The 13,889-nt window shown below is 68.7% G+C and carries 11 protein-coding genes; 7 read left to right on the top strand and 4 right to left on the bottom strand.

Annotation, left to right across the window (positions count from 1 at the left end):
• Positions 1-210 precede the first annotated feature (210 nt).
• A complete protein-coding gene (locus J1C73_RS20065) occupies positions 211-2,595 on the bottom strand; it encodes an Ig domain-containing protein (RefSeq protein WP_207317622.1) in 2,385 nt (794 codons plus the stop codon).
• 384 nt (positions 2,596-2,979) lie between these two features.
• Between J1C73_RS20065 and J1C73_RS20060 the strand changes: the two genes are divergently transcribed.
• On the top strand, positions 2,980-3,762 hold the full coding sequence (locus J1C73_RS20060; RefSeq protein WP_242644436.1) for a FadR/GntR family transcriptional regulator: 783 nt from the start codon (positions 2,980-2,982) through the stop codon (positions 3,760-3,762).
• Positions 3,763-3,796: 34 nt separating this feature from the next.
• Here the strand turns inward: J1C73_RS20060 and J1C73_RS20055 are convergent, their stop codons facing one another.
• Positions 3,797-4,867 carry an enolase C-terminal domain-like protein gene (locus tag J1C73_RS20055; protein WP_207317621.1) on the bottom strand — a complete coding sequence of 357 codons (1,071 nt, stop codon included), beginning with the start codon at positions 4,865-4,867 and terminating at the stop codon, positions 3,797-3,799.
• Between the two features lie 258 nt (positions 4,868-5,125).
• Between J1C73_RS20055 and J1C73_RS20050 the strand changes: the two genes are divergently transcribed.
• Genes J1C73_RS20050 through J1C73_RS20040 form a run of 3 tightly spaced genes read left to right on the top strand, consistent with a single transcriptional unit; the run spans position 5,126 to position 8,249 of the window.
• A complete protein-coding gene (locus J1C73_RS20050; RefSeq protein ID WP_207317620.1) occupies positions 5,126-6,418 on the top strand; it encodes an extracellular solute-binding protein in 1,293 nt (430 codons plus the stop codon).
• Complete coding sequence (locus J1C73_RS20045; RefSeq protein ID WP_307797742.1) at positions 6,418-7,419, top strand: carbohydrate ABC transporter permease; 1,002 nt, start codon at positions 6,418-6,420, stop codon at positions 7,417-7,419. The genes J1C73_RS20050 and J1C73_RS20045 overlap by 1 nt, the downstream gene beginning before the upstream one ends.
• On the top strand, positions 7,419-8,249 hold the full coding sequence (locus J1C73_RS20040) for a carbohydrate ABC transporter permease (RefSeq protein WP_207317619.1): 831 nt from the start codon (positions 7,419-7,421) through the stop codon (positions 8,247-8,249). Before J1C73_RS20045 ends, J1C73_RS20040 begins: the two co-directional genes overlap by 1 nt.
• A gap of 112 nt (positions 8,250-8,361) precedes the next feature.
• Here the strand turns inward: J1C73_RS20040 and J1C73_RS20035 are convergent, their stop codons facing one another.
• On the bottom strand, positions 8,362-9,306 hold the full coding sequence (locus J1C73_RS20035; RefSeq protein WP_207317624.1) for an aldo/keto reductase: 945 nt from the start codon (positions 9,304-9,306) through the stop codon (positions 8,362-8,364).
• A 229-nt stretch (positions 9,307-9,535) separates the two neighbouring features.
• Here J1C73_RS20035 and J1C73_RS20030 point away from each other — a divergent pair, with 229 nt between their 5' ends.
• The 3 genes from J1C73_RS20030 (at position 9,536) to J1C73_RS20020 (ending at position 13,328) form a co-directional block, all read left to right on the top strand.
• Complete coding sequence (locus J1C73_RS20030) at positions 9,536-11,254, top strand: class I mannose-6-phosphate isomerase (protein ID WP_207317618.1); 1,719 nt, start codon at positions 9,536-9,538, stop codon at positions 11,252-11,254.
• Positions 11,251-12,177 (top strand): ROK family protein, encoded by a 927-nt coding sequence (locus tag J1C73_RS20025; RefSeq protein ID WP_207317617.1) that lies wholly within the window; start codon positions 11,251-11,253, stop codon positions 12,175-12,177. The genes J1C73_RS20030 and J1C73_RS20025 overlap by 4 nt, the downstream gene beginning before the upstream one ends.
• A gap of 167 nt (positions 12,178-12,344) precedes the next feature.
• Positions 12,345-13,328: a LacI family DNA-binding transcriptional regulator gene (locus J1C73_RS20020; protein WP_207317623.1), complete on the top strand. Its 984-nt coding sequence runs from the start codon at positions 12,345-12,347 to the stop codon at positions 13,326-13,328.
• 220 nt (positions 13,329-13,548) lie between these two features.
• On the opposite strand, the gene J1C73_RS20015 is transcribed toward J1C73_RS20020, so the two are convergent.
• The coding region (locus J1C73_RS20015) for a transposase (protein ID WP_207317616.1) at positions 13,549-13,889 on the bottom strand (341 nt) is incomplete at its 5' end.

The following is a 13,889-nucleotide window of genomic DNA, read 5'->3' as shown; positions in this document are numbered from 1 at the left end:
CCTCGCGCGCCCGTCCCGGCGACGGCGATGGTGAGCGGCCGGTCCAGCGGTGTGCCGGGGTGGCTGCGCAGGTTGGCGAACTGCTCGGCGGCCGGCGCGGCGGGGGAGGGGTGGGTCGTGCTCATGCGTGGACGACTCCTTGCTGTGGGGTCATGAGGAGGTTCGCGGGTCGGATGGGCAGCGGCTGCTCGAGCCGCTGCCCACCCGCGATCACGCGGTGGTCTTCACCGTGTAGGTGATACCGGCGTCCGCGACGCCGTTGTTCTGCGCGACGACGGTGAACGTGCTGACACCGGCCGACTTGGGGATGCCGGTGATGCCGCCGGTGTCCGGGTTGAGCGTCAGTCCGGCCGGAAGCGCACCACGGCTGATCACGTACCGGCGAGTCTTCGGCGTCGTGGAGTCGATCTTGAACTCGTACTGGCGCCCGACGCGTGCGTCGACCGGTGCCGGGTTGGCGAAGCCGGGGGCGGGCGCCTCGACCGCGCGAGGCGAACCGACCGGATTGCCGGAAGAGTCCAGTTCCTGCAGGGACCACTTCTGGTCACGCGTGACCACGCTCAAGTGCCAGCGCTTCGAGGCATCGCGCAGCTCCTCCCGCTGCGCCGGGGTGAACGCGCCGCTGTTCCGCGCGGCCTCCCAGGTGTTGATCGCCTCCAGGACCGGCGCGGTGTTCTTGCCGTTGGCCAGGCTGCTGACGCTCGTCTCGAAGTTCACGCCCGCGTTTTGGGAAGCCGCCCGCGCCAGAGTCGACTCGATCGTCAGCAGACTCGTGTCTCCCGACAGGGCTTGCTGGCCCATCATCCCCGGCAGGTAGTTGGCCCGGTAGAACGTGTTGCTCCGCAGGATCTGGGCGTAGTCCGTGGGGCCGATCTCTCCCCAACTCGCGCGGGACTGTGCGTCCCAGGTGTTCGACGACAAGTTGCTGCACTCGGTGACGAATCCGTCGTGCGAATCGAGCTGCCGGTACACGCCATTGACCAGGCGCGCGAATCCGTAGCCGCCCCAGCCGGTGTAGCCCGCCGACTCCAGACCGTCGTAAGAGGTCGCCTCGATCCCTGTGGTGTTGTACGCCGTGGCAAGCCGGGTGGCGACCTCGTCGATGATCGGCAGGCCGCCGATCGCGCCGCCGTAACCGTTCTGGAGCAGCCTCGTGACGGCGGAGCCTGCCGGGTGGGACTGCGCGGACGACCCCCACTGCGCTCGGGACAGTCCGCCGACCGCCCACTCGGTACCGCCGGCCTGGGTGACGGAGCCGTAGACGATGATCTCGTCACCGATGCGGATGCGCTTTCCGTCGACACCCGATGCGAACGCACCGCTGCCGTTCACGTAGATCGTGGTGTCGGACGGGCTCACCGGGCGAGTCAGCGCGACCGATCCTCCGGTCGCGAGCCGCGGATCGGCCGGCGCCGAGACGTAAGGGTCCGAGGGGTCGATGAAGTCGGACAAGGTGTGCACGCCGACGTTGACGCCGTTCTTCGCGGCCGTGGCCACCAACTGGGCGGCGGCCGCGTCGGAGCCACCGAACGAACTGTTGAACTGGAAGTGCCCTTGTGACACCCACGGCCCGTTACCGGAGATCGCGTAGATGTTCTTCACCCCGGCCTGGCCGGCGTAGAGGCTCGCGTCGGTGACGTTGCCGGTGTTGAGGTCATGGACCCAGAAGTGGGACTGGGAGGTTCTCTGGGCGCTCTTCTGCCACTGCCCGTCGATGGTCGGGTAGGGCAGGTCCTGGCCCTTGGCGACCTGGCTCAGCACCGTCGTCGCGAGGTCAGGACCGCAACCGAAGAGCGCGATCCTCGAGCCCACGATCCGGCCCTCCGGGGCCGGCAGCGGCCCGAGCGGGATCTGGTACCCGGTGCTGCGCGTCCGCACACGCGTGGTGCCGTAGTCGTAGGTGTAGGCGCGCAGGACACTGCCCCACGATGTTTTCGCGGCAACGTTGCTCCGCAACCACTCGTCGTCGTCGGGTGTCTGCAGGCCGTACGGGTTGTTGGTGATGTCCGGGCCGAAGCCGTACGAGAGGAACTCGTTCGGCCAGCCGCCCACGGTCTTGTCGTTGACGGGACGCAGTCCCAGCGCGAACGCGTCGTCACGCACGACGCCGACCGTCTGGCCGATCGTCTGGGTGATGGTGGTGGGCAGCGGGCCCCACAGCAGGGTCTGCACGTCGGCGCCGGCAGCGGAGCTCAGTCCGACGACTTCGAGCGTGCAGTACGTCGGATGCCTGACGCACTTCACTTCGATGGTCGTCTTCTTGCCGCTGAACACGAAGACCCCCGGGGCGCGGGGTGACGTGCGCACGCCGGTAGGGACCTCGTGTTCGCCGTCCACGACGACACTGACCAGCGGGACCGACGTACCGGCTGCGAGATGGTCGGTGCCGCTGCGCCGGTCTACCAGGCTGGTGACCCGGCCGGAATCGTTCATTCCCAGTGACAGGAACCCGGCCGTGATCCGGAGCGAACCGGGCGGCTGTGCCTGGGAGTTCCGCTGGGCCGCGTCGGCGGGGCCGACGGCCCCGCCCGTCGCAGTTGCCATTGCGGCGATGGAGCTCAGGCCGCTGACGGCCAGGAAGCGACGTCTGTCCATGGATCCTCCTAGACGAACTCCAAGAAGTCCGATCCCGGCCGGTTCCCTCCGGTTCCCTGCGCGCGGTCGTGGAGTGTGGAGCATGGAAGACCGCGCAGCATATTTCGTACTCTTCAAGGGGAGGTGAAGTGGTGGCCAAGATCGGCGGATATCCGGCACCTCGGTGCCGCCGCCCTCGTGGACGGCGCTAGCCTGCTGGCTGCCGGGCGACTCAAGTCTGGGCTATCGTGCCGTCGGTTCCGCGAGATTGTCAACACTTATTTGCGATCTATCCAGCCAGGGTCGAGGTGTTAGCTGCTGAACTTTGTCATCGCCTGGCGGTAGATTGGCCCGTACCTCAGAGGTCGGTGCCCCACACCGGGCGGCACCGACCAGACTTGGAGCATGATGATGCGATCTCCTCAGCCCGCGCCCGGCGTGCCAGGTACACAGGCGGAGGCCGGCTACCGCCCCGGCTATGAAGTCGCGGCGGAACGCATCCTGGAATACATCGTCCAGAAGGGGCTCGAGCCCGGTGCGCGGCTGCCCACGGAGAAGGATCTGGCCTCGGTTCTGGACCTGAGCCGGACCGTGGTGCGGGAGGCGGTCAAGATTCTCTCCGCGCTCGGGAGGCTCTCGGTGGAGAAGGGGCGGGGAATCTTCGTGTCGGAGCCGAAGAACCAGCTCTGGACGGATACCTTCTCGCGGTTCCTGCCGACCGATCCCGCGCGCGTCGGTGAACTGTTCGAGTTCCGGCGCTACGCGGAGACGCAGACGAGCCGTCTGGCGGCCGCGCATGCCAATCCCGTCCAGCTCAGGGCGATCCGCGAGAGTGCGCAACAGTCGGCCGAAGCCGCCCAGCGGCACGACCACGAGGCGTTTACCCAAGCCGATGAGGCTTTCCACAAGGCGATCGGCGACGCGACCGGCAACGCGTTCTTCTCCGGGCTCGTCGACGCGATCCAGCGTCTGCAGCGGCAGGTCACCATTGTGGCGCTCGCCGGTGGCGCAGCGGGACCGCTGGTCACCGCCGCGGAACAGCACCGGGAGATCGCGGAGGCGATCGCGGCCGGGGAGCAGGAGCAGGCCGCCGTCCTGATGAACCGGCACATCGACACCACGAACCAGCAGGTCCAGCGCGAGATCCGGCACCGCCTCTTCCTCGCCGACGCTGAGGGCGGTGCCTGATCCCGCCTCATACGTAGGGACCCGGTCCCCGGGGTCAGTTCCGGGGCACTGCCACCCCGCCCGACCAGCCGTCCTGGTCGTACCCGATGCCGGGTGCGGTCGGCGCCCTGAGCAGCCCGTCGGGGCCCACGCACGGCTCGCGCACCACCGGGTTCGTGAGGACGAAGGACTCGTAGTACGTGGTGTTGGGGATGGCCATGCACAGATGCGCGTTGACGATGCCCGCCCCGTGAACCTCCGCTCGCAGCAGGAAGCTCTCGGCGAGGTGGGCCACGCGCATGGCGCCGGTGATGCCCGCCTTGTACTGCGCGCTGGTCCGCACGCTTGCGGCCGCGCCGGAAGCGATGAAGTCGGCGGTGTTCATGTGGGCGCCGTCCGAGGTCTCGGCGACGAGCAGCGGGACGCAGACCCGCTCGGCGAGCCTGCGGTACGCGCTGATACTGAACTCCCGCATCGGCTCCTCGTACCAGGTGTAGCCGGCCTCCGACAGCGCCTGGCCGAGATAGACCGCGTCCGCGAGATCGAAGGCCGCGGAGCCGTCGTACATCAACGGGACGTCGTCGCCCACCTTTTCCCGCAGTTTCAGGCAGAGATCCGCGTCCGCGCGTGCATCGCCCCACGCATGCAGTTTGACCGCCGCGAAGCCGGCCTCCAGGCACTGGTCCGCGACGTCCAGGTACTCCGCGACGCTGGAGAACGTCGCCGTGCTCGCGTAGGCGGGAATGGCCTCGCGGAAGGTGCCCAGCATCTCGTGGACAGGAAGCCCGGCGACCTTGCCCGCCAGATCCCACAGCGCGACGTCGACGAGCCCGAGCACATAGATCGGGAACTCCTCGATGCGGTCCAGCTCCCAGAGCCGGTGCCACAGAAGTTCACGGTGGGACGGGTCGCGCCCCAGGAGATCCTCCCGGATGCGCCGTTCCACCAGGTCGTCGAGTATCTTCCCGCGTCGCGTGTGCGCTTCGCCGAAGAGGCCCTCATCCGTCTGGATACGCAGAATGCCGCCCACCGCAGGCCCTTCGGACCCGGGAAGGCCGCGACGCCATCTGAAGGCGGGCTGGGCCGGCAGGTCGACCAGATCGACGGTCACATCGGTGATACGCATATCGCCCCTTATCCCGGCGTGCAGAGCCGGACTGCCGTGTCTGTCAACAACTCCACCAGATGTATCACATCTATTTGACCTAGGCGGAGACGATAGGTGAGCCTCATCCCTTGACTTGATCACTCGCGGATGTCCATACTCGCCACGCACTTGACCGGCCTGACGCGCAGACAGAGCGGTCAGCGCTGGAGCCGCGCGGCCTCAGATGAGTCTGAACCATGCAGGCCCCCCGGCATTGACGCGTAGGGGATGAAACGCATGAAAAGCAATCCAAAGTTCCTGACGGCAGCCGCTCTTGCAGGCGCCCTCGCGCTGACCGGATGTACGGCGGGCGGCACCGAGGGCAGCACGTCGAAGGACGGCAATGTCACTCTGACCTTCCTGACCTTCGAGACGCCCAACCTCGGCGCGAAGTACTGGGACGCGGCCATAGCCCGGGCCTCGGCCAAGGTGCCCGGCGTGACGATCAAGAAGTTGGTGTCCCCCAGCGCGGACCGCACCGGATACGCCAAGCAGCTGGACAGCACAGGGCAGTTCCCGGATGTCATGATCGGGCTGAATCCGACCGGATTCGCGGAGGCCGGCAAGCTGGCAGCCTGGTCCGACAACGATCTGAAGAACTACGCACAACCGCACGCCAACACCTACGGCGGCAAGGTCTACCAGCTGCCGTATGCCACCCAGGGCACGTTCGTCTACTACAACAAGGACGACTTCGCCAAGGCGGGCATCGACGCCCCGCCCCGCACCTACAAGGACTTGATCGACGACAGCTCCAAGCTGAAGGCGAAGGGCATCAACCCGTTCGTGGTCGGCGGCGGTGGCAAGGACACCTGGGCCGACATGTTCCCGCTGATCTGTACGGTGGCCACCGACGTCTACAAGAAGACACCGGGCTGGTTGTCGCAACGCAAGGCAGGCAAGGTGAAGTTCACCGACCCCGCCTTCGTCACCGCCGCCCAGAAGGTCGCCGACCTGGCGGACAAGGGCTATATCGACCGGGCGGGTCTGTCGCGGACCTACGCCGACACCGAGCAGGCGTTCCGCGACGGCAAGGGCGCCATGTACCCGATGGGCAGCTGGTTCTCGGCGTCCGCCGACGCGAAGAAGCCGGACTTCGACACCGGGGTGTTCGCCTGGCCCACCGACGGCGGCGCCTCGGCTCTGCCGGGCGTCACCGGCGGCGGGATGTCCGTCAGTTCCAAGGCGCCTGACGTGAAGCTGGCCAAGGAATGGGCGGGCGCCTTCATGGAGGACCAGAAGAACCTCGACGCCGCGGTCAAGGGCGACGGGCTCATCATGGCCATCAAGGGCTACACCCCGCCGAAGACGATGGGGCCCGTCTACAACGCGACCCTGGACGCGTACAAGAAGGCGCTCGATGCCGATGGCGTCGTCAATTCCTTCAGCCAGGAGACCGGTGACGGCTCCCTGCCCGCGGGTTTGGCCGACAAGGCGGCGGTAGGCGTGCAGAAGCTGCTCGGCGGAGACATGACGGCCAAGGAGTTCGGCGCCTACATGGACGCGCAGTGGGACAAGGCGACCCGGTAGTGCGCACACATATCCGCGTCCGGTCCGATCGTTCTCCCGCGGAGCCCCGTCGGCAGGGCTCCGCGGCAGAGCCCCCCGCCCCGAGGGCGAAGCCGAAGCCGGCCACGTCCCGCAGGACCCGCGCCCGATCGCGCGACAGACTCAGCCGCTTCGCCCTGTTCGCGGCGCCGGGCCTGCTCGTCTACGTGGCGCTCGTACTCGTCCCGATCGTCCTCGCGATCTGTTACAGCCTCACCAACAAGAACCCGTTCAACCCGCCGACCCGGTGGGTGGGGATGGACAACTTCTCCGACCTCGCCTCCGACGACGAGTTCTTCACGGCGCTGAAGAACACCGTTGTCATCACCGTCGTCGTCACCGTCGTCACCAATGTCGGCGGCCTGGCGATCGCCATGCTCCTCGACCGGCGCGGATGGCTGTACAACGCGCTGAGGAGCGTGTTCTTCATCCCGGTCGTCCTCAGCGCGGTCGTGGTCTCCGTCGTCTGGCAGGCGATCCTCACCGACGACGGGCTGCTCAACTCCACGCTGCGGGACCTGGGTGTGCAGCACCCGCCGGGCTGGCTCTCCGATCCGGATCTCGCGCTGTACACGGTCTCGTGGGTCATCGCCTGGCAGGGTCTCGGATTCTGCGTCGTGATCTACCTGGCCGGACTCCAGGGCATTCCGCAGGAGTTGCACGAGGCGGCCGCCCTCGACGGCTGCGGACCGGTGAGGCGGTTTCGCCACGTCACCTGGCCGATGCTGGCACCGGCCGTCACCATCAACGCGGTGATGTCGCTGATCGGCGGCTTCAAGGCGTACGACCAGGTGCAGGTCCTCACCAACGGCGGTCCGGGGCCCGGCACCACGTCCACCCTCGCCTTCCAGGTGATCCAGACCGCGTTCACGGGCAATCACATCGGATACGCCTCCGCGATGGCGGCCGCGATGCTCGTCCTGGTCGCTCTCGTCTCGGTGATGGCCCTCAGACTGCTGCAGAATCGCGAGGTGTCCTCCTGATGACAAGCGGACCCCGGGCCTGGCTGCGACCGCTGGTCGCACTGGTCGCAGGCTCTCTCTTCTTCCTGCCGATCTACGTCGTCCTTGTCAATGTCTTCAAGAACGGCTCGGAGATCGTTGCGAACCCGTTGGCACTGCCGACGCCGCCGACTCTGGACAACATCGAATCCGTACTGACCAGGCCGGACCATCTCTTCTGGTACGGGCTCACCAACAGCGTCGAAGTCACGGTGATCTCCATGGTGGTCACCACGGTGGTCTCGGCGATGCTCGGCCACTACCTCGCACGGTCGAGCGGCGTGGTGGCCAAGGTCGTCATGGTGACACTGCTGTGCGGGCTGATGGTGCCTCCGGCAGTGATCCTCACCCCCATCACCGACGTGCTCCGGTCTCTCGGTCTGATGAGCAGTGTGCCCGGCCTGGTCCTGGCGTACCTGGGCTACTACGTGCCCTTCGGAGTCCTCGTCTTCGCCGGTTTCACGAAGACGATCCCGCGCGAACTCGAGGAGGCGGCCGAGATCGACGGCGCCGGCCCGTACCGCGCCTTCTGGCAGGTCGTCTTCCCGCTGATGCGACCGGCGTCGGCCAGCGTTCTGATCTTCCTCGGCGTCTGGATCTGGAACGACTTCCTCAACCCCCTGCTCATCCTGGGGCCGTCCACCGGCACCACGGTGACCGTTGGCATCTACCGTGCCATCGGCGAACACCAGGCGGACTACGGCACCGTGTTCGCCCTCATGTTCCTGGCCACGCTGCCGATCCTCGTCTTCTACGTGGCCTTCCAGAAACACTTCGTGAAGGGACTCACCGGCGGGGCGACGAAGGGCTGAACCACCGACCGCGCAGCGCGGGCGCGAGACACGATTCAGGACGGAGGAAAGGCCGGTGCAGCACACAGGTGCTGCACCGGCCTTCAGGCACGCGAGGGGACTTCGGCTCAGGTCACTCCGGCACGATCGCGTCGGGAGCGAGCAGTCCGCGCGCGACCAGATCCCGCCACAGGTCGGCCGGCGGCGGGACGAGAGCGAGGTTCTGTCGTACTTCGTCGGCCGACCCCATGCCCAGTACCACGCCCAGCACGGCGGGATGGGCGGACGGGAACCACATCGCGGCGGCCGGCAGGCTTGTGCCGTGCTCCCGGCAGACTGCCGCCAACGCGCGTGCCCTGGACAGGACTTCCGGTGGCGCCTGCCGGTAGTCGTAGGTGGCGTCCTCGCCAGGATCCGGCCGGGCAAGCAGCCCGGAGTTGAACACCCCGGCGGCCAGGACACCGACCTGATGCTGCTGGGCCAGTGGCAACAGGTCGGCGAGCGCGGGCTGTTCGAGCAGGCTGTAGCGGCCGGCGCACATGACCAGGTCCACGTCGGTCTCGGCGATGAACTCGGCGAGCATCGCCGACTGGTTCATGCCAACCCCGACCGCCCCGATCACGCCCTGGTCGCGCAGTTCGCACAAGGCCGGAACGGCCTCGGCGCGGGCTTGTTCCCCATGCTCGTCGGGGTCGTGCACGAACACGATGTCGATGCGGTCCGCGCCCAGCCTTTCCAGGCTCGACTCCAGCGACCGACGCACGCCGTCGCGGCTGTAGTCACGCACTCGACGCAACGACCCGTCGGCGCCGTCCGGTTCGAGCAAGCGGCCCACTTTTGTCGACAGCGTCCGTCCGGGCCGTGCGGACAGTGCCGCGCCGACCCGCCGTTCCGACAGGCCGAGCCCGTAGTGGGGTGCGGTGTCGAAATAGCGGACGCCGTGGTCCCATGCCGCGTCGACGGCATCGCGGGCCCGCTCGTCCGAAATCGGCTCGTACAAGCCTCCGATCGGTGCTCCGCCGAACCCGATCGCGGTGACCGTCACTTCCGGTCGGCGTGGCAGGGCTACGGATTTCATCGCAGGTCCTCTGGGAGATCTTGCCGCGCGGTACGGCAGCGGTGGTTCGGGCGGCCAGAATGTTAACGACACCATGATGGTCGAAACAAGGTGCTGCGGCGAGATTGCGTCCATTCACCTGTATCTAGCTGGAGATACATCACAGGACTGAGTGCATACCTTGTTCGGCAATGAATGTTATCGATACCATTCTGCTCGACCGCCCACTCGCGTTCTGTCAGGAGTACCCGTGGACGCACAGCCCCGCCGCTACGAACGCAACCCCCGCTACCCGGCCGTCGGCGGCACCGTCGTCACCGGTTGGGACGCAGCCGTCGCGACCCTGCCCGACCGTCCGACCGTGCTCGCCCTGGACGGGCCCGCGGCCCTGGACTGGCACGAGGCCGCCCGGGGGATCGTCAGGGCGCTGCGCGAACGGTCCGTCCAGGTCGCCGTGCTCGATGTGCGCGAGCGCTGGTCGCCGGCGGCCGTGGACCGGCTGTGCGTGCCCGCCGCGGACGCCGACGCGTTCTTCCTGCCGCTCGCCGAGTTCGAGATGGGCGACCTCTTCGACGGGCAGCCGGCCGTCAACCGGCCCGCACACGGTGTCCTGCTGGTCCACGGCCCCGGCGCCGCCCTCTGCTCGCCCGACCTGGTGTGGTGGGCCGATCTGCCCAAGCGGTACGCCGAGAGCGCCGTCGCCTCCGGAACGCTGCCCCTCGGCGTGAACCTCGGCCGCCCACGGGCTCCGGGCGAACTGCGCAGCCTCTTCTACACCGACTGGCCCGTCACCGACCGCCACCGCGACGCGCTCGCCCCACGCATCGGCCGGTGGATCGACGTACAGGACCCGCAGGCGCCTGCTTCCCTCGACGGCACGGCGGTACGCGCCACCCTCGCCGGCCTCTCCCGGCAGCCCGTCCGTACCCGCCCCTACTTCAACTCCACGCCCTGGGGCGGCCGGTGGGCCGCCGAGCACCTCGGCTTCGAGCCCGACCACGGCGGCAATACCGCCCTCGGCTACGAACTGATCGCCCCCGAAGCGGGTGTCCTCGTCGGCGAGCACGCCGGGGCGCAGGTGGAGCTGCCCTTCCAACTCCTGTGCGTCCTGCACCCCGAGCAGTTCCTCGGCCCGGAGGTCCACCGTCGCTACGGCACCTCCTTCCCGATCCGCTTCGACTACCTCGACACCGTCGGCGGCGGCAACCTCTCCCTGCACTGCCATCCGCAGGAGCCGTACATGCGCAAGACCTTCGGCTGGTCCTACACCCAGCACGAGACGTACTACGTGACCGCGAGCGAACCCGGCTCCCGGGTCTTCCTCGGGCTGCGGCAGAGCGCGGACTTGGACATCCTGCGCAAGGAGGTGGAGGCTTCCGCGGCGGACGGCACACCACTGCACGTCAAGGACCACGTCCAGACGTTCCCCGCCGAACCCGGCCAACTGTTCATGATCCCGGGCGGCACCCCGCACTCCTCCGGCACGGGCAACCTGGTGCTGGAGATCAGCGCCACCCCCTATCTGTACTCCCTGCGCTTCTACGACTGGCTGCGCCGTTCCACCGCAGGGGCGCCCCGGCCCCTCTCGCATCAGCACGCGTTCGCCAACCTCGACACCGTCCGGCGCGGCCCCCAAGTCGCCGAGGATCTCGTCCAGTCGCCCCGCACCCTGCGCGAAGGGACGGGCTGGCGCGAGGAGGTCATCGGGGCCCTGCCCGAGATGTTCTACGCGGTCCACCGTCTGGTGCTCGACGGAACGGGCCCCGCCGCCGACGACACCGAGGGCCGCTTCCACATCCTCAACGTCGCCGCCGGTGACGGCGTGGTGGTGGAGACCGCCGACGGCCTGCGCCATGATCTGGCGTTCGCAGAGACCCTCACCGTGCCGGCCGCTGTGGGCGGCTATCTGCTCCACCCCGTCGGCGGCCGGCCCGTACAGGTCGTCAAGTCCCTGGTGACGCCGTCATGACCCGGGTCCCCGTACTGGAGATCGGCGGCACCCATGTGACCGGCGCCCTGGTGGACATGGCGGTCGGCACGCCGGTCGCTCACTCCGTCGTACGTCGGCCGATGGCCGCGGACGCGGGGGCCCGGCGCATCCTCGACACCATCGCCGAGGCCGCCCGGCACGTCGGCGCGCCCGACGGGGCGGAGTGGGGCATCGCCCTCCCGGGCCCGTTCGACTATGTGTCGGGGATCGGCAGATTCAGGGGCATCGGCAAATTCGAAGCCCTGCACGGCGTCGATGTGGGAGCGGAACTACGCGTACGACTGCCGCGTCCACGCGCCCTCAGCTTCCTCAACGACGCGGACGCCTTCGCCATGGGGGAGCATCACGCGGGAGCGGCGGCGGGGCAGGACCGGGCCGTGTGCATCACGCTCGGCACCGGCATCGGCTCCTCGTTCCTCCACCACGGGCGGCCCGTCACCGAGGGACCCGGCGTGCCCACCGAAGGCCGGGCCCACCGTGTCACCGTCGACGGACTCCCGCTGGAGGAGGTCGTCTCGCGGCAGGCTGTCCGGGCACGGTACGCGAGGGCCGCGAGCCTCGACGGCCGGGCAGGCGTGCCCGACGTCGGGGCCATTGCCGCACTCGCCCGCGGGGGCGACCCGTGCGCGTCGGCGACGATCAGCGGGTGTTTCGACGCTCTGGGACGTGCCCTGGCGCCCTGGTGCGCCGTGTTCCGGCCCAAGGTGATGGTCGTCGGCGGTTCCATGGCCGCGTCCTGGGACCTCATCGGCCCCGCGCTGAGCGCCGGACTCACCACCGGAGCCGATAGCGCCGGGCCGGGGGCGGACATCGTGGTCGCCGCGATGGGCCTGCGTACGGCCCAACGGCCCGACGACGCACCCCTGATCGGCGCTGCACGCTGGGCATTGCGGCAGGCGTAGCGTGTCCCGCCGGGCCCGCCCGCCGAACGGCGCCACCCGGCGAGGACGCTCTAGACTGACTGCGCCCGCGGATCCGGCAACCCGCCGACGGCGAAGACCCCTTTGACGGTACGAAGGAAGGACCGGCCTTGGCGCAGCACCGACCGAGCGACGCCGGCACGCCGACGATGCGTGACGTCGGCGCCCGCGCCGGGGTCAGTGCGATGACCGTCTCCCGGGTGCTCAAGAACGACACCCGGGTCAGCGAGGCCACCAGGGAACGGGTGCTGACCGCCGTCGACGCCCTTGGCTACCGGCGCAACGAAACCGCTCGCAGGCTGCGGCTGGGCGGCAGCGGGATGATCGGTCTGGTGGTCACCAACCTGGCCAACCCCTTCTACTCACGGCTGGCGCTCGGCGTCCAGGAAGTGGCCTCCGAAAACGGCCTGCGCGTCCTGCTCAGCAACACCGCCGACCAGGTCGACCGGGAACGGGGCCTGGTGGAAGATCTGGCATCCCGTCAGGTGGACGGCGTGATCGTGGTTCCGGCAGGCAGCAGCCACCGTCACCTGGCATCGGCCGCGCTGCGCGGCACGCCGATCGTCCTCGCCTCCCGGCCACCGGCCAGAATGGAGGCCGACTGCGTACTGGTCGACGACTTCGGCGGTGCCGAGGAGGCAACCGGCCGGCTGATCGAGGACGGGCACCGGCGGATCGGCTTCCTCGGCAACCCTCCCGCCCTCTACACCGGCGCCGAGCGACTCCGTGGCTACTGGGCCGCTCACGAGGCGGCCAGCCTGGAACCGGACGAACGCCATGTCCGCCGCGGGCTGGCCGATGTGCCCTCGGCCGAGCGCGCCGCCACCGCCCTGCTGCGCGGTCCGGATGCCCCGACCGCTCTCTTCTGCACCAACAACCGCCTTACCCAGGGCGCCATCAGGGCCGTCCGCACGCTCGGTGTCCCGGTGTCCCTGGCCGGTTTCGACGACGTCGAGCTCGCGGACATTCTCGGACTGCCGCTGACGATCGTGTCCTACGAGGCCGAGGAGATCGGGCGCCGGGCCGGCCGGATGCTGATCGACCGCATCAACGCCGCCCCTGGCGACCCGCTCCCCGCACGACGAACGGTGGTCCCCGTCCGGGTCATCCGGTACGGAACCGACCAGCCGTAAACCTGGCACCCACTGCCAGTACGCAGGGATGCATCTATGCCCCCGACGGGCCCTGAGGACAGAACTGCCACCAGCCGCGTGGCGGGCATTGGCCCTGACGGCATCAGACCTTCTCGGTCGCGATCCGGGCGTGGTCGGCGGTGAGCAGGGCGATGTCCTCGACATCGGAGGTCAGGATGGTGACCAGGGTCATTGCATGATCGGGATCTGTCCGGGTTGATCACGTGAGGCCGAGGGCCGACAGCGGTCGGTGGTAGTCGCGGCTGGTGCGTCGGAGGGCGGCGGCGATGTTGGTCTCGCCGTTCTGGCGGAAGAGGCTGATGGCGGGGTTGCGCAGGCTGGCCATGGTGCGGGGCAGGGTCCCGGTGCGGACCTTGGAGTCGTCCTCGCGGAAGGTCCGGTCACGTACGTGGTGGAGATTCTCGATGCCCCAGTGGCCCCTGATCCAGGTGGCGAGCTCGGCCGGGGTGGCGTCGAAGACATCCAGGCTGGTGATCAGGTAGACGCGCTCGATCGTCAGCTTCCCGGTGGCGAGGCCGGGGCGCCATCGCACGACTTGGA

Source organism: Streptomyces laculatispora (assembly GCF_017353455.1).
Lineage (GTDB): Bacteria > Actinomycetota > Actinomycetes > Streptomycetales > Streptomycetaceae > Streptomyces > Streptomyces laculatispora.
The sequence above is the reverse complement of the archived record's forward strand: the minus strand, read 5'-3'. Positions and strand labels throughout refer to the sequence as shown.

What these genes read in the sequence shown, in the direction of transcription:
- J1C73_RS20065 (WP_207317622.1), bottom strand. Translation starts at nt 2,595, where the DNA reads ATGGACAGACGTCGCTTCCTGGCCGTCAGCGGCCTGAGCTCCATCGCC.
- J1C73_RS20060 (WP_242644436.1), top strand. Translation starts at nt 2,980, where the DNA reads ATGATGATGCGATCTCCTCAGCCCGCGCCCGGCGTGCCAGGTACACAG.
- J1C73_RS20055 (WP_207317621.1), bottom strand. Translation starts at nt 4,867, where the DNA reads ATGCGTATCACCGATGTGACCGTCGATCTGGTCGACCTGCCGGCCCAG.
- J1C73_RS20050 (WP_207317620.1), top strand. Translation starts at nt 5,126, where the DNA reads ATGAAAAGCAATCCAAAGTTCCTGACGGCAGCCGCTCTTGCAGGCGCC.
- J1C73_RS20040 (WP_207317619.1), top strand. Translation starts at nt 7,419, where the DNA reads ATGACAAGCGGACCCCGGGCCTGGCTGCGACCGCTGGTCGCACTGGTC.
- J1C73_RS20035 (WP_207317624.1), bottom strand. Translation starts at nt 9,306, where the DNA reads ATGAAATCCGTAGCCCTGCCACGCCGACCGGAAGTGACGGTCACCGCG.
- J1C73_RS20025 (WP_207317617.1), top strand. Translation starts at nt 11,251, where the DNA reads ATGACCCGGGTCCCCGTACTGGAGATCGGCGGCACCCATGTGACCGGC.
- J1C73_RS20020 (WP_207317623.1), top strand. Translation starts at nt 12,345, where the DNA reads ATGCGTGACGTCGGCGCCCGCGCCGGGGTCAGTGCGATGACCGTCTCC.